The organism is Aquipluma nitroreducens, assembly GCF_009689585.1.
Lineage (GTDB): Bacteria > Bacteroidota > Bacteroidia > Bacteroidales > Prolixibacteraceae > Aquipluma > Aquipluma nitroreducens.
Window position 1 is genome coordinate 4,312,864 of record NZ_AP018694.1, and the last position, 20,299, is coordinate 4,333,162.

A 20,299-nucleotide genomic window follows, 5' to 3' on the forward strand; every position below is an offset into this window, starting at 1 on the left:
AAAACTATTTTAAAACATTTTTTGCTATTTTTAGTTTGTCACGGTTGCAGATTAGAGATATTGTCCATACTTTCGTGTTCGTACACGGAATCTTCGTTGTTTTATTTATGTCTCAGTAAATTAATATCATATGAAACTAGGAAAATATAGTTTAGGAATTGGCGACCGCTTCTCTCACCAGGGAGTTGCTCAGCTTCGCGGAATTGTAAAAGCCAATCAGGCAGGTTTGGACATTAGTCCGGTTTGGAACAAGTCGAACCGCGAGCACATGTATGTGCATTCGCATCCGGCTGATGTTCGGAAAGAAGCTGACGCGGCAGTTGCTGCTTTGGGTTTCTCCGGAAAATATTTTGTAGATGCAGACCATATTAATATGGGAACGGTTTCTCCGTTTGTTGAAACTGCTGACTTTTTTACCCTCGACGTGGCATCGTTTATTGGGAAAGAAAGTCCGGAAGCCGATGTGAAAGCATTTGTTGCTTCGTGTTCGAAATATGTTGGGAAACTGAATATTCCAGGAATTGACCATGCGATTGAAGTTTCAAAAGAATTGATTGAAAAAATAGCACACAAATTTTTAGCTGCAACCCAACAGGCCAGCGAAATCTATAATTTTTTAGAATCGTCAAAAGGGAAAGGCAATTTCATTACTGAAGTTTCGATGGACGAAGTTGAAAGCCCACAAACACCGGTTGATTTGTTCTTTATCCTGAAAATGTTGGCCGATAAAGGTGTTCCGGCACAAACCATTGCCCCTAAATTTACAGGCCGTTTCAATAAGGGAGTTGATTACACCGGAAACGTTGAGCAATTTGCCAAAGAATTTGAAGAAGACGTTCTGGTAATTGATTATGCGGTGAAAGAATTCGGACTTCCTGAAGAATTAAAACTGAGCGTACACTCCGGAAGCGATAAATTCACGATTTATCCGATCATGGCCAGCATCATTAAAAAATACGATAAAGGCATTCATGTGAAAACCGCCGGAACAACCTGGCTCGAAGAAGTAATCGGACTTGCAGTCGCTGGTGGCGAAGCTCTGGAAGCCGCCAAATCGATATACTCCATAGCGCTGGGCCGCAAAGACGAATTGTGCGCTCCTTATGCCGATGTCATTGATATTGATGATTCGAAATTACCTTCGGCTGCGGAAGTTGCTGGCTGGTCGAGCGAAAAATTTGCCAATACTTTGCGTCATATTCCGGGTCATCCTGATTACAATCCAAATCTTCGTCAGTTGATTCATGTAGGCTACAAAGTTGCTTCTGAAATGGGAACAACTTATACCGATCTTCTGAAAAAACATGCTGAAGTGGTTGGCCAGTGCGTTGAAGAAAATATTTACGAAAGACATTTAAAGAGACTTTTCAATTTATAGAAGAAGTTCGGAGTGCCTAAAATTCGGAGTGCCTAAAGTTTTAAAACTCCGAACTCTAGGCACTCTTGTTCACTTTAGGCACTTCTCATTAAAAAAAAATATCCAAAATACAAACCACATGAAACCATTTATGGACGAAAATTTTCTGCTGCATACCGAAACTGCGCAGAAATTATATCATGAACATGCGGCTAAAATGCCGATTTTCGACTACCACTGTCATATTAATCCAAAAGATATTGCTGACGATCGGATGTTCAAATCAATTACTGAAATCTGGTTGGCTGGCGACCATTACAAATGGCGCGGAATGCGCACCAATGGCGTTGATGAGCGTTTTTGTACCGGCGATGCTTCCGATTGGGAGAAATTTGAAAAATGGGCTGAAACTGTTCCTCAAACTTTGCGCAATCCACTGTATCACTGGACTCACCTTGAGCTGAAGAAATTCTTCGGAATCAACGAAGTTTTAAGTCCAAAAAATGCCCGTCAGATTTTTGACGCCTGTAATGAAAAGCTGAATACTCCGGCATACAGTTGCCGCAATATTATCCGGATGGCCAATGTTCATACGATTTGTACTACTGACGATCCGATTGACAATTTACAGTATCACCAGCAAATTAAGGCTTCAGGATTTGAAGTCGCCGTACTTCCGGCATGGCGTCCCGATAAAGCCATGATGGTTGACGATCCGACAGTTTATAACGCATACATTTTTCAGTTGGCAGCGGCAGCAGAAATGGATATCAGTTCGTTTGCCGACTTAATTACTGCACTGGATAAACGTCATCAGTATTTCCACGATAATGGTTGCCGCTTGTCTGATCATGGTTTGGACACTGCTTTCGCTGAAGATTATTCGTCCAAAGAAATCCGCGCCATTTTCACCAAAGTTCGTGCCGGGAATCACTTGACTTCCGAAGAAATTTTGAAATTCAAATCATGCATGTTGTATGAGTTTGGTGTGATGGATCATTCTCGCGGTTGGTCACAGCAATTTCATATTGGAGCGCTTCGTAACAACAATACCCGATTGTTCAATCAGTTAGGTCCTGATACTGGTTTCGATTCGATTGGCGATAAACCGGTTGCCGAACCTTTGTCTAAATTACTGAACCGTCTGGATATGGAAGATAAATTGTGCGAAACTATTTTGTACAACCTCAATCCGGCTGATAATGAATTGTATGCGACCATGATTGGAAATTTTCAGGATGGAAGCGTTCCCGGTAAAATGCAATATGGTTCCGGATGGTGGTTTTTAGATCAGAAGGACGGAATGGAAAAACAAATAAATGCGTTATCGAATCTCGGTTTATTGAGCCGTTTCGTAGGAATGTTAACCGATTCCAGAAGTTTTCTGTCTTATACTCGTCACGAGTATTTCCGCCGTACTCTTTGCAATATTTTAGGTAACGACGTGGAGAACGGTGAAATTCCGAATGATATGGAATTACTAGGACAGATGGTTGAAAATATCAGTTTCAACAACGCGAAAAACTATTTCAATTTTTAAGAATAAGTTGTTTTTCCCGCCTTTTGGTACGAACAGAACTTGGTGAATTTGATAAAAATAGTAGATTTGCAATCGATTGCATAAAGAGCCTCCCCTAAATCCCCTCCTCAGGGAGGGGACTTAAAAACGTTCCGAACGGAGGTTCTGGATAAATAGTAAATGGATATAACTTAGCTTTTTTAAGCCTCCCCTTTTGGGGGAGGTTTGGAGGGGGCTTTAAAATAATTAAGATGAAAGTAGTTACATTCGGAGAAATCATGTTGCGACTTGCAACTCCTGGTTATTTGCGTTTTAATCAAACTGATAGTTTAACAGCCACTTTTGGTGGTGGTGAGGCCAATGTGGCCGTTTCGCTTGCCAATTTTGGTATTCCGGTCGATTTTGTGACCAGGTTGCCCAAAAATGATATTGCACAGAGTTGTGTAATGGATCTGCGGAAATACGGAGTCGGAGTAGATCAGATCGTTTATGGTGGCGATCGTTTGGGTATCTATTTTCTGGAAACAGGCGCTGTAAGCCGCGGTAGTAAAGTGGTTTACGACCGTGCACATTCCGCAGTTTCTGAAATAAAATCAGGAATGATTGACTGGAACAAGGTTTTTGAAGGAGTAAACTGGTTTCACTGGACTGGAATTACCCCGGCAATTTCTCAGGGCGCTGCCGATGTTTGTCTGGAAGCCATTCAGAAAGCCAACGAAAAGGGAATTACCGTTTCATGCGATTTGAATTACCGCAAGAATTTATGGAACTACGGCAAAAAAGCTGGCGAAGTGATGCCTGCGCTGGTTGCCGGAACCGATGTGATTTTGGGCAATGAAGAAGATGCCGAAAAAGTATTGGGTATTAAACCTGAAGGCGTTGATGTAACTGGTGGTCATGTTGAGGCTGTAGCTTATGAATCTGTTTCAAAACAGATTATGGCGAAATTTCCGCGTTGTAAAAAAGTAATTACTACTTTGCGTGGATCAATTAATGCCAACCATAACAGTTGGTCGGGTGTGCTTTGGGACGGAAAAACTTTGTTTGAAGCTCCGACTTATCAGATTACAGATATTGTTGACCGTGTTGGTGGTGGCGATTCATTTATGGGTGGTTTGATTTACGGGTTGCTGACTTATACCGGTGATGATCAGAAAGCCCTGAACTTTGCAGTTGCAGCATCGTGTCTGAAACATACCATTTACGGCGACTACAACCAGGTAACTGTTGATGAAGTTGAAAAACTCATGGGTGGCGATGCTTCGGGTCGGGTAGCAAGATAGGAGCCTCCCCCAACCCCTCGAAAGGAGGGAAGTAAAAAGTTCTCTGACATGGAATTTGTTTCTTGAAAATTCAATATTGGAAATTGACAAATATCCAATATTGAATAAACAATACACAATTACCAAATATAATAAACAAGAGTATAAATTTAAATTCTGGTTGTCCCACCAGTTCTCCCCCTTCGGGGGAGTTAGAGGGGGCTTTATTATGGCAAGGTTTACAAGAATTGAAGTAACAATAAAAATGCAGGAAACCGGCATGGTTCCGGTATTTTACCATAGAGATGCCAATGTTTGCAAGCAGGTTGTCAAAGCTTGTTACGAAGGTGGCGTTCGTGTTTTCGAATTCACTAACCGAGGAGATTTTGCTCACGAGGTATTTGCTGAAGTATCGAAATGGGCAGCGAAAGAAACTCCTGAAATGATTCTGGGAGTTGGTTCGGTAATCGATAGTGCAACAGCTGCATTGTATATTCAGTTGGGCTCTAATTTCATTGTTTCTCCACTGATCGACGAAGATACAGCTCGATTCTGCAATCGTCGTAAAATTGCATGGAGCCCAGGTTGCGGTTCGGTTACAGAGATTAACCGTGCACACGAATTGGGTGCCGAAGTGGTAAAAGTATTCCCGGGTTCATCGGTTGGTGGTCCTGATTTTATTTCAGGAGTGAAAGGCCCGATGCCTTGGGCCAGTATTATGCCAACCGGAGGCGTTTCTCCGGATGAAGCTAACCTGAAAGGCTGGTTCAAAGCCGGAGTTCATTGCGTTGGTATGGGATCACAATTGTTCCCGAAAGAAGTGATCGAAGCCGGAGACTACAGCGTTATTGCCGAAAAATGCAGTCAGGCATTAGAGATCATTAAAAAGCTCAGATCATAACTAAATATAAACCAATACTAAACTCTAAAACTAAATTATGCAATCGACCAATAGCCTTGCGAAGATGACGAACTACCGATGGACAATAGTTGCCCTCTTGTTTGTGGCCACAACTATTAATTATCTTGATCGTCAGGTCTTGTCCCTAACCTGGGATGAGTTTATTATGCCCGAATTTCATTGGAATGAAAATCATTACGGAACGATTACTTCCATTTTTTCAATTGTTTATGCCGTTTCAATGTTGTTTGCCGGAAGTTTTGTAGACTGGCTGGGAACTAAAAGAGGATTTTTGTGGGCAATCGGAGTGTGGTCGGTAGGTGCTTGTATGCACGCTCTTTGTGGTGTAGTTACTGAAAGTTGGGTAGGCTTACATTCTGCGGCTGAATTGGCACAGGCTGTTGGTGATGTTGCAGTACTTATTTCCACAGTCAGTATGTATGCCTTTATTGTTGCACGTATTATTTTGGCTATTGGAGAGGCTGGAAACTTTCCTGCTGCCATTAAGGTTACTGCTGAATATTTTCCTAAAAAAGACCGTGCTTATGCTACCAGTATTTTCAATGCCGGTGCTTCTGTCGGTGCGCTAATTGCTCCGCTTTCAATTCCTTTTTTGGCTGCTGCTTATGGTTGGGAAATGTCCTTCGTCGTGATTGGTGCTTTGGGATTTCTTTGGATGGGTTTTTGGGTATTCTTGTATAAAAAACCGGAACAAAATAAATTCGTAAACAGTGCCGAGCTAAATTATATTTTATCCGACAGGGAATCGAAAGATGAGTTGGAAATGCAAGCCTCTGCTGTTCAGGAAAAGAAAGTTTCGTTTATCGATTGTTTCAAGTATAAACAAACCTGGGCATTTGCATTTGGTAAGTTTATGACCGATGGCGTTTGGTGGTTCTTTCTGTTTTGGACTCCATCGTATCTGAATATGCAGTTTGGAATTAAAACATCTGACGGATTAGGTGCAGCTCTTATTTTCACCTTATACGCCCTTGCCACACTTTCAATTTATGGTGGAAAACTACCTTCAATCATTATCAAAAAAACCGGACTGAACCCATATGCCGCTCGCATGAAAGCCATGTTTATTTTTGCATTTATTCCACTTTTGGTTTTGTTGGCTCAACCTTTAGGAACCTTTTCGCCTTGGTTTCCAATTATCCTGATAGGTTTCGGATGTGCGGCTCATCAGTCGTGGTCGGCAAATATATTCACAACGGTTGGCGATATGTTCCCAAAACATGCCATTGCAACAATCATCGGAATTGGTGGAATGGCAGGTGGAGTAGGATCTATGATTCTGCAAAAATCGGCCGGAGCTCTATTCGTTTATGCCGGCGAAACCAAAATGACTTTCCTTGGATTTGAAGGAAAACCTGCTGGTTATTTCATGGTATTCATTTTTTGTGCTGTGGCTTACCTGATTGGCTGGACTGTTATGAAATCATTGGTGCCGAAGTATAAACCGATTACAGATTTATAATAGAATTTTTTAGAGATTCGATTTTTCAAGTAAAGAAGCAGGTCATTTGGCCTGCTTCTTTACTTTTATTAACGTTTGAATCAACAACCTTTACAAGTAATAATTGTTTGAATTGGCAATAGAAACATAGAGTCCAACGTTTTTTATTATCATTACGTCTGAATGAAGATATTTAAGAAGATAAGTTTATTAATCGTGTTTTTTCTAACATTTTCTCTGGGATTTGGAGATTCAGTTTCCTTATCAGGAGAGCAGCTTGTTGTGGTCGAAAATCAGGATGAAAGACGGTCTCCCAGCGAAGATTTGGCGCCGGAATTTGATGACCAGGAAGACGGGAGTTTTATCGATAATTATGTGTCCTGCAATTGTATTTCAATAACTAAAGAGCGTATTTATACTGAGGTATTTCCTTTTTACACTTCATATAACTTCACATTCTGGCAACCGCCCCAGAATTTCTGATTTTATCTTCAACTAAATTAGAACTGGTAACAAAAGTTTCCTTACCAGTAAAAAATCTGTTTAAACTTTATTTGCGATTCTTGATAGAGGGCGTTCTGCGCAGGATAATTAAACAGATCACATCAATTTTTTCAAATAGGTAAAACTTAAAAATATTAGTATGAATTTTTTAGAACACTTTGACCATCCAAGCCGAAAGCAAGACAAAGAGCATTTTGGCCACCTTATACAGATTGCAATGGCTGACGGGAAAATAGAAACTTCGGAATTGGAAATGTTACATCGCTTTGGCAGTAAATTGGGGCTAACTGCTACTGAAGTCGATGATTTGCTTGAGGCCAGCATAAAGTCGGCATATATTCCGCCATATGAATTAGAAAAGCGATTTGGGCAACTTTTTGATGTTGTTAAAATGGTTTTTGCCGACGGTAAGGTTGACAATAATGAAATGCGTCTGGCAACAGGAATTGCTTTAAAATCGGGGTTTACAGAACAAGAAATACCTGTTCTTTTGGCTCTGCTGATTAGCGGAATAAAAAATGGGGATGACGAAGAAGATCTTTTTGAGTTGTATAAAAAGCGAAGGATGGTCAAATAAAAGAAACGGATATAATATTTTGTCAGTCAATCAAACAAATGATTAACGTCAATATCCTTCTGCGGAAGTTAAAACTCTTGCGGTCATCAGATTTATACCTGATGACCGTTCGTTTTTATAAAGTGGACTCAGTCTTGACGTTTTAGGTATGCAACCAGATATTCTTGTTTTTTTCAAATGCTTTTTGCCAAATGCGAATTGTATTTTTCAATATTTCAGATTGTTTAAAGATCCTTTACATAGTGTGCATTTTTAAATTCCCACCTAAATGCGGGAATAAAAAAGCGACCTTCTTTCGAAAGTCGCCGCAAAATCAATCCACCAATTCAATAAATGCTATTTTTTAATCCAGCTTACAATTTGCTCATCATCAGGTAATGTTTTCGAGTAATATACATTCACCAGTTTACCATTCTCATCAATCAGATATTTCTGAAAGTTCCATTTTACATCCGAATCCATCACTCCGTTTTCACTTTTGCTGGTAAGCCATTTGTACAATGGATTCATGTCGGCTCCTTTTACTGAAATCTTCGACATCATTTTGAAAGTTACACCGTAATTTTTTTCACAGAATTCAGCAATTTCCTTGTTGGTTCCGGGTTCCTGACTCATAAAATTGTTAGCCGGAAAACCGATAATCGTGAATTTATCGCCACCATAAGTTTCGAACAACGATTGGAGTTGCTTGTACTGTGGCGTAAATCCACATTTCGAAGCGGTATTTACAACCAATACTTTTTTACCCTTCAGGCTCGAAAGATCAAAGTCCTTTCCATCAATATCTTTTACCTTAAAATCGTAGAACGATTGCTGACTGAAAACAACGGTTGTCAATATGATTAAACCAAAAACTAAAGTGAGTTTTTTCATGATTAAATATTTTAATATATACTGAGGATGAAACAATTCAGCCCATCAAAAGTTTGTTACTCTGTATGAATTAATATTTTGACCTTGATTCTGACTTTTTATTCCTGATTCTGTTGATAAGTTTTGACTTTGCCGATTGATCAGAATTAGTATATTTGGTCGTTCAATTCAGTATGTTTTATGGAGAATTTTATTGTTTCAGCACGAAAATACAGACCCGATACGTTTCAGACAGTTGTAGGGCAGGCCTCGATTACTTCAACCTTGAAGAATGCGATTAAAAACAGTCAGCTTGCTCATGCCTATTTGTTTTGCGGTCCGCGTGGCGTTGGAAAAACAACTTGTGCACGTATTTTTGCAAAGACAATTAATTGCCAAAACCTGACTGCTGATATTGAACCTTGCAACGAATGCGAATCATGTCTGGCTTTCAACGGAAGTCGTTCATACAACATTCATGAGTTGGATGCCGCATCGAACAACTCGGTTGACGATATTCGTAACCTGACTGATCAGGTTCGCATTCCGCCACAGATTGGGCATTACAGCATTTATATCATCGATGAGGTTCACATGCTGTCGCAGGCTGCGTTTAATGCGTTCCTGAAGACTCTCGAAGAACCGCCTCGCCATGCCATTTTTATTTTGGCAACCACCGAAAAGCATAAAATTATTCCAACCATTTTATCGCGTTGCCAGATTTTCGATTTTAACCGGATCAAAATTGGCGATATATCAAGCCACTTGAAACATGTAGCTACCAGCGAAAGTGTTTCGGTTGAAAGCGAGGCCTTAAATGTGATTGCTCAAAAGGCTGATGGAGCGATGAGAGATGCCCTGTCGATTTTCGATCAGATCGTAAGTTTTTCGGGACGGAACATTACCTATAAAGATGTCATTTCGAACCTGAATGTGCTTGATTACGATTATTATTTCCGGATAGTCGATTTGTTCCTTGCCAATGATATTTCCGGAAGTTTGCTGCTTTTCAACGAGATTCTCGATCACGGGTTTGATGGTCACCATTTCATTACTGGTCTGAGTTCGCATTTCCGCGACGTGATGGTATCCAAAGATCCGGTAACCATTCAGTTGCTTGAAGTAGGTGGAGAAATCAGGGAAAAGTATAAAGTTCAGGCAACCCGCTGCGACAACGATTTTTTGATTGGCGCTTTGCAGATTGCCAACGAATGCGACCTTCAATACAAAGCCAGTCAGAATAAACGGTTGTTGGTTGAACTGGCTACCATAAAAATAGCGCAACTGACCTTAAAAAAAAAATAGCTGACGATACTGACGATCAGTCGCTTCTTCCACTATTTAGCGGGGGAGAACAGTTGGTACAGCAGTCTGCGACAGCAGGCCCATCGCCGCAAACTCAGGTTTCACCAACGGTTGGCAATCTGGAACCTATAGAAAAACCGTCGGCTGTAAAAACTATTCGCAGGGTGGGTAGTTCATTTACACCTTCAATCAAAGATGCCCTTGCCGGTAAGGTAACCGAGAAAAGTATTATCGATGAAATTGCGCAGACGGACTACAACGAATATGAAAATTTCAGTGAACAATTCACTTCGGAACAACTGACTGCAAAATGGGCCGAATTTCTTGGCCTCATCTCCGATCGTCCAAATTTAGTCTCAACACTTTCGAATGTTCCGGAATTGACTAACGGCAATAAGCTATTGCTTAAAATCGGGAACTCGGTTCAGGAAGAGGATGTCAGGCAAATTAAACCAGAGTTAATTAATTTTCTACGAAAAGAACTCCGGAATTCAGGAATTGAATTGGCGACGAGTATTGAAAAGATTGAATCGGAACGTACTCACTTCAACGATTCGGAGAAGTTACAAATACTCATGCAAAAGAATCCTGAATTATTTGAATTAAAGCAAAAGTTCAACCTCGATTTTAATGCTTGATTGTTAACTCTTTCTGAATATTTAACATTTTATTGTATTCGTATTTCAGAATCGGGTGGGAGAGAATTTAATTTTTTGTACTTTTATTCAAAATTGAAAAACCAAAGGCTATGATTAAGAAGGAAGTTTTAGATGCGCTGAATGAACAGATTAATGCTGAATCCTATTCTGCATTTATGTATTTGTCGATGGCTGCTTATTTCGAGAATATGGGGCTTTCAGGTTTTGCCAACTGGATGAAAGTGCAATATCAGGAAGAAGCTGCGCATGCCTTAAAATTCTTTAACTATGTAACAGACCGCGGAGGAAGAGTTGTTTTGAAAGCAATAGATCAGGTACCGGTTGATTTTGACGGCATTGTTGATGTTTACGAAAAGACCTTGGCTCACGAAAATCATGTTACTGGTTTAATTAATAATTTGATGAATGTAGCTATTGCGGCCAGCGACCACGCCTCGCAGAGCTTTTTTAAGTGGTTTGTCGATGAGCAGGTTGAGGAAGAAGCTAATGTGGAAAAAATTCTGGCAACACTAAAGCTCATCAATGGTCAGGGTAATGGTATTTTTATGATGGATCGTGAATTAGGACAGCGTGTTTTTGTTGATCCAAATGCGGCAGTTTAAATTTTTTCAAAATATATTTGTGAAAAGGCTGCCATACGGTAGCCTTTTTTGTTCGATATTCGTTACAATTCAAAATGGTAATATAATATGAAGGAAGCAATTGAAAAAGCATTCGCGGGCTTTATCGAAATATGCAAGACGAGTATTCCGGAGAAGGAACATGCCAAGATTCAAGATGCCCATTCGATGGTATGTGAGGTGTTTGGCGATCAATGCTGGGATTCGGGTGAGAGTATTGTTATTCACTCCATTGAGGTAGCCAAAGTGGTGGTTCAGGAGATTGGACTCGGTGTCGACTCAACAATTGCGGCATTACTGCATAATGTTTATTATCAGGAATCAACAACACAATTGGTTGAACCAAGGTTTGGCCGTTCGGTAACTACAATCCTGGAAGGAATGGCAAAAATCAATGCCATGGGTACCGATACGGTTGAATTGCATTCGGAAAACTACCGTAAGCTAATGCTTGCCATGGCTGGTGATGTTCGCGTAATACTCGTTAAAATTGCTGATCGGTTGCAGGTTATGAGGCATCTGGATGTTCATCCGGAATCAGTCAGAATAAAAATATCTGTTGAAACTTCATTTTTGTACGCTCCGCTGGCACATCGTCTGGGCTTGTATTACATCAATTCCGAATTATTGGATTTATGCCTGAAATATCAAAATCCGGAAGCCTACAACGCGGTTTCGCTTCGATTGCAGGAAACCGATCGTGAACGGGCGAACTTCGTAGCTGAATTTGTAAAGCCGATCGAAGAAAAACTGAATGCACGCGGATTTTCTTTCGATATGAAAGCCCGCACCAAATCAATCAATTCCATTTGGCGCAAAATGCAGGTGCAGAAGGTCGAATTCGATGAAGTCATGGATTTATTTGCCATCCGTGTTATTCTGAATGCTGAGTTGGCTAACGAAAAATCGGATTGCTGGCAGGTTTATTCCATTGTTACCGAAGAATATCAGTCGAACCCGAAACGGATGCGTGATTGGATAACGATTCCAAAATCGAATGGTTACGAGTCGTTACATGCCACTGTTCTCGGGCCTCACGGTAAATGGGTCGAAATTCAGATCCGTACCCGTAGAATGGACGAAATCGCTGAAAAGGGATTGGCTGCTCACTGGAAATACAAAGGAGGTTCCGGAACTTCTGAAATGGAAACTTGGTTAGCGAATGTTCGCGAAATTTTGGAAAATCCGGATCTGAATATGGTTGATTTCATCGACGATTTCAAGATGAACGTTTATGCTGACGAAATTTTCGTTTTTACACCCAAAGGTGATTTGCGAAAACTTTCGGCGGGAGCCACTTTGCTCGATTTCGCCTATGAGGTTCATTCCAAGGTTGGCGATCGTTGTATCGGTGGCAAGGTTAACGGAAAGAATGTTACGCTCCGTCATAAGCTGCACAATGGCGACCAGATTTCGGTTGATACTGCAAACCATCAGCGTCCAAAAATGGATTGGCTTGATTTTGTGGTGACTACGAAAGCCAAAAATCGCATCAAAGCTAGTTTAAACGAGGAAGTTAAGCGGGAAGCTGAGAATGGGAAGGAAATACTACTGCGGAAAGTAAAAAACTGGAAAATTGAATACAACGATGACAGTATTCGTAAGCTTCTGAAACATTATAAGTTTAAGCTTGCTCAGGATTTGTATTACAATGTTTCGATCGGGAAAATCGATACCCTTGAAATAAAAGATATTCTGGTCGATAAGAAGGAAGAATCGGCCAAACAGTTGATTACTGAAATATTGCCAAAGGATAAGGTTCAGGAGCTTGAATTTTCGGGTGGCGACGATTATTTGATTATTGATAACAACATTAAGAATGTAATTTATAAGCTGGCTCCCTGCTGTAATCCAATTTTTGGTGACGATATTTTTGGTTTTGTGACCATTTCAGAAGGAATTAAAATTCACCGCGAAAGTTGTCCCAATGCGCGTCAAATGATTGAACGGTATCCTTATCGCGTAATCAAGGCGAAATGGCAGGACACCAAAAAGAAAACCTCGTTTCAGGCAACTATTCGAATTGCCGGAACCGATGAAATTGGAATTGTTGCCCAAATCTCGCACGTTATTTCGAAAGATATTGGTGTGCAGATGCGGTCAATAAATATCGAAAACAGCAATGGCGATTTCAATGGAACTTTAAGGGTATTTGTCAATGGACTGGAACATCTGGATTTTTTGATGAATAAACTACGCAGCATTAATGGTGTATTTTCGGTTTCACGTGCCGACTAGCAAATAGAAAATGGGAAAAGGAATGGATATAACGGAATTAAAACAATTGGTTGATCAGAATGAATTGTCTCGATCATTGGAAATATTAAATGAGCAAATCCGGTTGGATCCGACCGACATTTCTGCACTTCAGCTTCGTGCCCGTGTCCATTATAAAATGCAAAAGTGGGGCGACGCCATGAATGATTTTTTATCGGTTTTAGAACTTGAACCGAATAATCCGGAGGCAAAATCAGGCTTTCAGATGGCTCAAAATATACTGGGATATTTTACTCCAGATATGTTTAATCCATAACTTTCTTATTGATTACATAATGTTTTTATCGCTTTTAATTCGCTTTTAATTCTCTAAAAGTTGTTAAAAAATTAGGTTTATCCGCTGTAAATACTATTTTTGAATTCTATTAATGATTTACAAGAATTAATTTAACTAAATATAATAACTTAAAAATTTGGATTATGAAGCGTATTTTGTTTGTTTTTGTTTTGTTTGTTGTCGCGTTGGCTGTAAACGCGCAGGAGGTTGAGAAGTCGTTTGCAGATTTTAAAAACGAGGGTAATGCAGCAATAAGAAGTAAGGATTATCCCAAAGCACTAGATGCTTATGAAAAAGCAATGGCAAAATGGGGAGACCAACCAATTGCCGATTCTGCGATGATTATCAACATGGGATATTGTGCATTAAAAGCGAAAAATTACGAGAAATCTTTGAAATATTTCGATCAGGCGATTTCGATGAATTACAAAAAATCAACTGCCTATATGTTTAAAGCCGATGTATATACTGCGATGAAGGATATGGAAGGTAATTTGAAATCTCTCGAGTCAGCTTACGAGGTTGATCCGAATAATGCAACATTAAAAGCCAGATTAGCTAATTACTATGCCAGAGAAGCATCCGCTGTTTATTCAAAAGGTGGTAAGCTTATCACAAAAGCCAATGCTGACGTAACTGCAGGCAAATTAAAGGCATCTGACGATGCTTATAAAACTGCAATTCAAGATGCTAAAGCCGAATTTGAAAAATCGATGCCATTAATTGAAAAAGCATTGAGCTATGATGCGAATAACGGACCAGCCAAGCAGCTTAAAGCCGCTTGTGAACAAGCTCTTAAATAATCTATTCAGGATATTATTAAAGCGAGGCTACCTGCAAGGGTAGCCTCGCTTTGTTTATGCCGATTAGATTCTAAATTCAATGGATGAGTTAAAGGTTGGAGAACAAATTGAATTCAATTTCGTTTCTTTTAAAGTATCAAACTTATCTCTTTCAGCTCACATGCGAGAATCCTGATAGCGCACAGGTGCATTTTATGTTCCTGAATGATATTGGGGAAAACTGAATCAGATCAATAAACAGCGATTATATGATATTCCGCGAACTAATCAGGAATCTTAGAGCTACGAAGCTTTGTCTGCTTTTGATCATCTTTTCAGGAATTATAAGCTCCTGTGTGCAGAATTATGAATACACTAATTTTCAGGCAAAAAAAGTTGACCGCGACTATCAAACCAAAAATGTAATTGTTGTTGTTGTTGATGGCCTCAGATATTCAGAAGGGTGGGGCGACTTAACTCACCAATATATTCCTCGGATGGTAAAAATTCTGTCGAAAGACGGTGTTGTCAATACGCATTTTTACAATTTGGGTGATACTTATACTTCGGCCGGACACACCAGTTTGACAACGGGTATTTATCAAACTATTGATAATAGTGGAAAGGAATTACCCGACAATCCTTCTTTCTTTCAGTATTGGAACCAGATGTATGATAATGATCACCGAAAATCGTGGGTAATTGCGAGTAAAGATAAACTTGCTGTATTGGCCGACTGTAAAAAACCATATTGGACGGGTAAATTTACTCCATCTGCAAATTGTGGCATTGATGGACTTGGCGTTGGAAGTGGTTATCGTGAAGATAGCCTTGCTTTAAAAATTGCGCTTAAAATTTTAAGTGAAGATCATCCTAATCTGGTATTAATTAATTTTCGCGATCCTGATTATTCCGCACATACCGGAAATTGGATTAATTATATCAAAGGAATCCGCACAACGGATGAATATGTTTACCGTCTGTGGCAGTTTCTTCAAACCAATAGCACTTACAAAAACACAACAACTTTGTTTGTAACTAATGATCATGGGAGACATTTAGATGGAGTTGGTGATGGATTTGCCGGACATGGCGATGGATGTGATGGTTGCAGACATATCAGTTTGTTTGCCTGCGGACCTGATTTTCGAAAGAACATAGTGTTAAATGTTTCAAGAGAACAAATTGATTTACCGGTAACGGTTTCCAAATTGCTCGGCTTTTCCCTTCCAAATTCTCAAGGTAAAGTGATGACCGAATTGTTTGAACGACGATAGTCTTCATGTAAAATTAATATATACAGATAATTGTATGTATTATTTTGTGTTACCTTTGACGGTATTTCATTAAGAAATACGGTATGGGGAATTAAAGCGAAAGGAACGACATGATGGATTTTGTAATCAAATATTTTTCAGAATTGGCCTATTTATTTAACGAAATGGCGCCATGGTTGCTTTTTGGATTGGTCTTTGCCGGATTACTGAAAGTTTATTTTCCACAGAAACACATCGATAAATATTTGGGCAAACCCGACTTCCGATCAACAGTAAATGCCTCATTGCTTGGTGTCCCACTTCCATTGTGCTCTTGTGGAGTAATTCCAACAGCTATTTCATTTTACAAGAATGGAGCTTCCAAAGGTGCTACTAATTCTTTCCTGATTTCAACACCGCAAACAGGTGTCGATTCTATATTTGCAACCTATTCCATGTTGGGATGGCCATTTGCTATTTTGCGTCCTTTGGTCGCATTCACTACAGGAATTATGGGTGGCGCGTTAACAAATTTGCTCATAAAAGAAAAACCCACGCCCAAACCAATTGTCAATCCGATGTTTGCTGGTTTGAAAATGGATATTCCGAATTCAAAGAAAACTTCAGCAGCATGTGACGATAATTCTTGTGGTTGCCACACGCCTCCTAAAGAGGAGGGTCATTCGTTGATTAAAGCTGCTAATTACGCTTTTGTCGAACTGCTTCAGGATATTTCAAAATGGTTGATTATCGGTTTCTTGGCTGCAACATTGATTTCGGTTTTATTACCTGACGATTTTTTTAGTATGTTTCAAGGATATGGATTCATTGAAATACTGGTAGTTTTGGCTGCTTCGATTCCATTATATGTTTGTGCCACCGGCTCAATTCCAATTGCTGCAGTGCTTTTAATGAAAGGTGTTTCGCCGGGAGCAGCATTGGTTTTCATGATGGCTGGTCCGGCAACCAATGTGGCTACAATTACTGTTCTTGGTAAAACAATGGGGAAGAAATCTCTTTTTATTTATCTGGGATCGATAATGGGAGGCGCTGTTTTCTTTGGTATGTTAACCAACTTGCTTATTCCCGCAGATTTCTTCCTTAGTAAAATGAATCATTTGATGGCGCATGGTGAAGCTCACCAAATGTTGCCAAAATGGATCGGAATTACATCGTCATTGGTTTTGGTAGTTTCAATTATTGCAGGTTATTTTATCGAACGAATTCAAAAAAATAAAAAAATGACACTCGAAACATTTAAAACAATTCGTGTTGAAGGTATGACTTGCTCGCATTGCGAAGCCAGTATAAACCGCAACCTTTCGAAAATGGAAGGTATTGAAGAAGTTGTAGCCGATAAAAATACTTCTCAGGTAAAAATCAGAGGTTCAAAAATTAATTTTCCTGAAATTGAACGAATTGTAACTGATCTTGGCTATCAGTACAAAGGAGAAGTATAATGAATTGGATTGATTACTTATTAGCTATTTTGATTAGTTTACCCATTCTGGCGACGTTTGTGTTGGGAGCTTTTCTGGCACGAAACGGTAAAAGTGCAATGGGGAAACCTACTATTCAGCCGTTCTTCTTTTATACCGGAAAATTTTTGCTGTTTGCCGTTTGGGCTTTGTTTGCATTCATTGCAGTTTTTCCTGAATATCGTTCGGCAGTTCCTTTTCTGATTCAGGATTTTACTCCTGAAGTACAAAAGCTGATGGCTTGTGTTCTTCTTATTCCTGCTAATCTGATCATCGTTCCGGCTTACCTGTCAATGGGACTTGTTACCCATATCGGACTTCCGACCGGAAAACACGAATTGCGTACCGGAGGTATTTATAGGATTAGCCGAAACCCAATGTATGCCAGCTTTATTTTCCTGAATACGGCGACATTCCTTTTTCTGCCCAGCCTTTTATTGCTTGCGATTATGCTTTACGGAATGGTCGTTCATCATTTTATTATTCTGGGAGAAGAAAAATTTCTGGATAGTGAATTTGGCGACGAATACCTGAAATACAAGGTAAAAGTTCCGAGGTATATGTAGTCTTTCTTTTTAATTTTATTGAACTTCTCAAATTATCTCATCAGGTTTTGATTATAGTTCCTAAAGGTTTACTTTTAGTGAAAATCTAACCCAATGAAAGCCAATAAAATTCTCGTTGTAGGTAGTTCGAATACCGATATGGTAATCAAAACTCTTCATTTCCCTTCTCCGGGAGAAACCATTTTAGGCGGACGATTTTTAATGAATGCAGGTGGCAAAGGTGCCAATCAGGCTGTTGCTGCTGTGCGTCTTGGTGGATTAGTCACATTTGTTGGCAAGATAGGCAATGATATTTTTGGTAAACAAGCCGTTCAGCAGTTGGAAGCTGAAGGAATCAACATCAATTTTGTTTCAGTTGATCTGGTGAATCCAAGCGGAGTAGCCTTGATAACTGTTGATAGTAAAGGAGAAAACTCAATTGTAGTCGCTTCCGGCTCAAACGGAACCTTAAGCCCGGATGACTTTGATAAGGCTAATGACGAACTTGATGAATCTGAATTTGTTTTGATGCAACTCGAAATACCTATTCCAACAGTAGAATACATCGCCCGAATCGCGGTTCAGAAACAGAAGAAAGTGATCCTGAATCCGGCTCCAGCGGCTGCGCTAGCGGATGAGTTGCTTCAGAATCTTTACCTGATTACTCCTAATGAAACGGAAGCAGAAATCTTGACAGGAGTTAAAGTGACCGATGAAACGTCGGCAATGAAAGCCGCCACCATTCTACACGAAAAAGGAGTTGAAATTGTAATTATTACGATGGGTGCGGCGGGAGCATTTCTCCTGATAAACGGAAAATCTGAAATAATAAAGGCTCCAAAGGTAGACGCTGTTGATACTACTGCTGCTGGTGATACCTTCAATGGAGCGCTGGTTGTTGCCTTATCTGAAGGGAGAACAATACAGGAATCCATAGCCTTCGCCAATAAAGCTGCTGCAATTTCAGTGACTCGTATTGGCGCGCAGTCGTCGGTGCCATTTCGGAAAGAAATAATAAACTAATCATAAACGATATCTCATGAAGAAGTATTTCACATTTCTGTTTGTTTCAATTTTTATTATTGTAGTTGCATCATGCTCCAATCAAAAATCTGCTGATACGCGAACAATTTCTACTGAAACACTGAAAGATAAAATTGCTGGTGGCTGGGCCGGGAAGATGATAGGTGTAACTTATGGCGCTCCAACTGAATTTAAAGCTCAGGGAAAAACTTTTGACGATTCGATCAAATGGAAACCTTCGGATGTGAAGGGTTCTATCTGGCAAGACGATATTTACGTGCAGCTTACTTTTTTTATGACAATGGATCAATATGGCATTGACGCTCCGGCGAAAAAGTTTCAGGAGTTATTTGCGAAAGCAGGATACCAACTATGGCATGCCAATGTTCAGGCCCGAAAGAATTACTACGACAGTATTTTCCCTCCGCAGTCGGGGCATCCCGATTATAACCTTCATGCCGATGATATTGATTTCCAGATTGAAGCCGACTACATTGGTTTTATGTGTCCAGGCATGCCTGCAACTGCCAATCAGATTGCGGATAAAATTGGCCATATCATGAATTACGGCGATGGTGTTTATGGAGGCGTTTTCGTTGCTGCTCTTTATTCTGAAGCTTATTTCGATAACGATATCAGCAAAATCATCGATAAAGCATTGCTCTCGATTCCGGCAGAAAGTGATTATGCCAGGATTGTAAACGATGTTATTCTTTTGCATCAACACTATCCAGCTGACTGGCGCGCAGCCTGGGCTGAACTGGAAGCCAAATGGGGAAAAGTTCAGATTTGTGGCGCCGGAACTTCATTTAATATCGATGCCAAGCTGAATGGAGCCTTTATTGTTATGGGATTGCTTTATGGCGATGGCGATCCGGCAAAAACCATGGAAATCTCAACCCGTTGCGGACAAGATTCGGATTGCAACCCATCTAACGCTATGGCAGTTTTAGGTGTAATCAAGGGTTTGAGCGGATTACCTGTTGAGTATCAGAATGCGGTGAAGGCAATTGGCGATTCAACATTTATTAATACCAGTTATTCTTTCAACAAGGCTGTGGATAAAACTTTGGACTATGCACAAAAACTGGCAGTTCAAAATGGCGGAGAATCGGCATCCGGAGAATTAAAGATTAAAGTTCAACAACCACAGGCATTTGCACTGGAAGTGGCTTTTCCAAAACTTGTGTTTGATCGGAAAATAAGCGCATTTGCCACTGAAGGAGTTCAAATTAAAGGACATTGGAGCAATGTTGGTCCTAAAGATCCGACTAAGCTTGAAGCAAGATCTCAGGCCACATTCAGCGGAAATGCCGGCGATGAGATTAGTTTTACGCTTGAAGGAACCGGTGTTTCGATTTCAGGAAACTGGTTTAAAGATGGTGGAAAAGCTGATGTTTTTGTGGATGGTCAGTTTAAACGCAGCATCGACTGCTATTTTAATTATTCGAATCAACAACACGAGAATATGGATCTGTATCATATAACCAATCTGGCGCAGGGAAAACATACGATTAAAGTTGTTGTAAAAGGCGAGAAACGACCTGAATCAGCCGGCACAAATGTTTACATTACTGAAGCATTGGTGTTTAAAACTGCTGACAAAATCAACGAAAATTATAAGTTCTCATTTCAGAAGTAAA

General features: G+C 40.0%; 19 protein-coding genes. 18 read left to right on the forward strand and 1 reads right to left on the reverse strand.

All coding sequences use genetic code 11. The annotated features are described in order from the left end of the window. The first annotated feature begins 130 nt into the window (after positions 1 to 130). The 7 genes from AQPE_RS18055 (at position 131) to AQPE_RS18085 (ending at position 7,582) form a co-directional block, all read left to right on the forward strand. Positions 131 to 1,378 carry a tagaturonate epimerase family protein gene (locus tag AQPE_RS18055; RefSeq protein WP_318347891.1) on the forward strand — a complete coding sequence of 416 codons (1,248 nt, stop codon included), beginning with the start codon at positions 131 to 133 and terminating at the stop codon, positions 1,376 to 1,378. Between the two features lie 118 nt (positions 1,379 to 1,496). Further along, on the forward strand, positions 1,497 to 2,897 hold the full coding sequence (gene uxaC / locus AQPE_RS18060) for a glucuronate isomerase (RefSeq protein WP_318347892.1): 1,401 nt from the start codon (positions 1,497 to 1,499) through the stop codon (positions 2,895 to 2,897). Positions 2,898 to 3,127: 230 nt separating this feature from the next. Beyond that, positions 3,128 to 4,159 carry a sugar kinase gene (locus AQPE_RS18065; protein ID WP_318347893.1) on the forward strand — a complete coding sequence of 344 codons (1,032 nt, stop codon included), beginning with the start codon at positions 3,128 to 3,130 and terminating at the stop codon, positions 4,157 to 4,159. 208 nt (positions 4,160 to 4,367) lie between these two features. Further along, the gene (locus AQPE_RS18070; RefSeq protein ID WP_318347894.1) at positions 4,368 to 5,039 is read left to right on the forward strand and encodes a bifunctional 4-hydroxy-2-oxoglutarate aldolase/2-dehydro-3-deoxy-phosphogluconate aldolase; all 672 of its coding nucleotides are present in this window, start codon (positions 4,368 to 4,370) and stop codon (positions 5,037 to 5,039) included. Between the two features lie 37 nt (positions 5,040 to 5,076). Then, the gene (locus AQPE_RS18075; protein ID WP_318347895.1) at positions 5,077 to 6,522 is read left to right on the forward strand and encodes an MFS transporter; all 1,446 of its coding nucleotides are present in this window, start codon (positions 5,077 to 5,079) and stop codon (positions 6,520 to 6,522) included. A 162-nt stretch (positions 6,523 to 6,684) separates the two neighbouring features. Further along, on the forward strand, positions 6,685 to 6,984 hold the full coding sequence (locus AQPE_RS18080) for a hypothetical protein (RefSeq protein ID WP_318347896.1): 300 nt from the start codon (positions 6,685 to 6,687) through the stop codon (positions 6,982 to 6,984). A 160-nt stretch (positions 6,985 to 7,144) separates the two neighbouring features. After that, positions 7,145 to 7,582 carry a tellurite resistance TerB family protein gene (locus tag AQPE_RS18085; RefSeq protein WP_318347897.1) on the forward strand — a complete coding sequence of 146 codons (438 nt, stop codon included), beginning with the start codon at positions 7,145 to 7,147 and terminating at the stop codon, positions 7,580 to 7,582. A gap of 336 nt (positions 7,583 to 7,918) precedes the next feature. On the opposite strand, the gene AQPE_RS18090 is transcribed toward AQPE_RS18085, so the two are convergent. Beyond that, positions 7,919 to 8,455, reverse strand: coding sequence for a glutathione peroxidase (locus tag AQPE_RS18090; protein WP_318347898.1), 537 nt, complete (start codon positions 8,453 to 8,455; stop codon positions 7,919 to 7,921). 180 nt (positions 8,456 to 8,635) lie between these two features. Here AQPE_RS18090 and AQPE_RS18095 point away from each other — a divergent pair, with 180 nt between their 5' ends. The 11 genes from AQPE_RS18095 to AQPE_RS18145 all read left to right on the forward strand — a co-directional run bounded on the left by AQPE_RS18095 (position 8,636) and on the right by AQPE_RS18145 (position 20,298). Continuing rightward, positions 8,636 to 9,739, forward strand: a complete 1,104-nt coding sequence (locus AQPE_RS18095) for a DNA polymerase III subunit gamma/tau (RefSeq protein WP_318347899.1) — start codon at positions 8,636 to 8,638, stop codon at positions 9,737 to 9,739. Positions 9,740 to 9,792: 53 nt separating this feature from the next. Further along, positions 9,793 to 10,377 (forward strand): hypothetical protein, encoded by a 585-nt coding sequence (locus tag AQPE_RS18100; protein ID WP_318347900.1) that lies wholly within the window; start codon positions 9,793 to 9,795, stop codon positions 10,375 to 10,377. A gap of 110 nt (positions 10,378 to 10,487) precedes the next feature. After that, positions 10,488 to 11,000: a ferritin gene (locus AQPE_RS18105; protein ID WP_318347901.1), complete on the forward strand. Its 513-nt coding sequence runs from the start codon at positions 10,488 to 10,490 to the stop codon at positions 10,998 to 11,000. 87 nt (positions 11,001 to 11,087) lie between these two features. Beyond that, positions 11,088 to 13,256, forward strand: a complete 2,169-nt coding sequence (locus tag AQPE_RS18110; protein WP_318347902.1) for a RelA/SpoT family protein — start codon at positions 11,088 to 11,090, stop codon at positions 13,254 to 13,256. Between the two features lie 22 nt (positions 13,257 to 13,278). Next, positions 13,279 to 13,551, forward strand: a complete 273-nt coding sequence (locus AQPE_RS18115) for a tetratricopeptide repeat protein (RefSeq protein WP_318347903.1) — start codon at positions 13,279 to 13,281, stop codon at positions 13,549 to 13,551. A gap of 164 nt (positions 13,552 to 13,715) precedes the next feature. Beyond that, the gene (locus AQPE_RS18120) at positions 13,716 to 14,375 is read left to right on the forward strand and encodes a tetratricopeptide repeat protein (protein WP_318347904.1); all 660 of its coding nucleotides are present in this window, start codon (positions 13,716 to 13,718) and stop codon (positions 14,373 to 14,375) included. 248 nt (positions 14,376 to 14,623) lie between these two features. Beyond that, the gene (locus AQPE_RS18125) at positions 14,624 to 15,631 is read left to right on the forward strand and encodes an alkaline phosphatase family protein (RefSeq protein ID WP_318347905.1); all 1,008 of its coding nucleotides are present in this window, start codon (positions 14,624 to 14,626) and stop codon (positions 15,629 to 15,631) included. A gap of 110 nt (positions 15,632 to 15,741) precedes the next feature. Then, a complete protein-coding gene (locus tag AQPE_RS18130; protein WP_318347906.1) occupies positions 15,742 to 17,070 on the forward strand; it encodes an SO_0444 family Cu/Zn efflux transporter in 1,329 nt (442 codons plus the stop codon). Beyond that, positions 17,070 to 17,654 (forward strand): methyltransferase family protein, encoded by a 585-nt coding sequence (locus tag AQPE_RS18135; RefSeq protein ID WP_318347907.1) that lies wholly within the window; start codon positions 17,070 to 17,072, stop codon positions 17,652 to 17,654. The genes AQPE_RS18130 and AQPE_RS18135 overlap by 1 nt, the downstream gene beginning before the upstream one ends. A gap of 93 nt (positions 17,655 to 17,747) precedes the next feature. Then, positions 17,748 to 18,656, forward strand: coding sequence for a ribokinase (gene rbsK, locus AQPE_RS18140; RefSeq protein ID WP_318347908.1), 909 nt, complete (start codon positions 17,748 to 17,750; stop codon positions 18,654 to 18,656). A gap of 16 nt (positions 18,657 to 18,672) precedes the next feature. After that, positions 18,673 to 20,298, forward strand: a complete 1,626-nt coding sequence (locus AQPE_RS18145; RefSeq protein WP_318347909.1) for an ADP-ribosylglycohydrolase family protein — start codon at positions 18,673 to 18,675, stop codon at positions 20,296 to 20,298. The last annotated feature ends 1 nt before the right edge of the window (position 20,299 follow it).